Consider the following 583-nt stretch of genomic DNA (forward strand, 5'->3'; position numbering starts at 1 on the left):
GTCCTGTTCCGCGCCAAGAAGGATGGCGTGAACTACGACTACCAGGGGATGATCGAGGACGGCAACGGCTTCGAGTACCCGGTCTTCGGTCGCAAGATCGACGGCGAGCGCGGTCAGTTCATCGCCCTTTCCTCGATGGACAAGGCGAAACGCGAAGAAAACGGCAGCGCCAGCAACGCCCCGGCCCGCAAGGAACACGAGGCTGTGCCGGCTGAGCAGGACGAGGGCCTGCCGTTCTGATTCGCCCGTAGCAGCACACTTCACCAAAGCCCTGACCGAGAAATCGGCAGGGCTTTTTCATCGTCTGGCAGTACAACTATTTACGAACACCGGCGCTTTGCCGGATCCAAAACTGGAGAAATGCGATGAGCGGAACGTATGGCTTATTGGCCTGGGAGTATTGCAAGAAGCGGTTATCGTTGCAGGTGCTCAAGTCGAACGCGGGCTTTTACATTGGCACGTTCGATAGCGAGGAAGGTCCATGCTCTCGCGAGTCTGTGGAGTATTTCCGCACGCGCGAACAAGCGCAGATGGCGCTCGATGACAGCACGTGGACGCAGAAGCTTACGCCGTGATTCGACGG

At 58.3% G+C, this 583-nt stretch carries 2 protein-coding genes; both read left to right on the plus strand.

Translation table 11 applies throughout. The features are described from left to right. Positions 1-240: hypothetical protein (locus I6F21_RS37590; protein ID WP_225184367.1), on the plus strand; the 240-nt coding region annotated here is incomplete at its 5' end. A 125-nt stretch (positions 241-365) separates the two neighbouring features. Continuing rightward, positions 366-575, plus strand: a complete 210-nt coding sequence (locus I6F21_RS37595; protein ID WP_024542435.1) for a hypothetical protein — start codon at positions 366-368, stop codon at positions 573-575. Positions 576-583: the final 8 nt, after the last annotated feature.

The sequence above is a fragment of the Bradyrhizobium sp. NBAIM03 genome (assembly GCF_020194055.1).
Lineage (GTDB): Bacteria > Pseudomonadota > Alphaproteobacteria > Rhizobiales > Xanthobacteraceae > Bradyrhizobium > Bradyrhizobium yuanmingense.

Coding starts and splice junctions, on each gene's coding strand:
- I6F21_RS37595 (WP_024542435.1), top strand. CDS start 366: ATGAGCGGAACGTATGGCTTATTGGCCTGGGAGTATTGCAAGAAGCGG.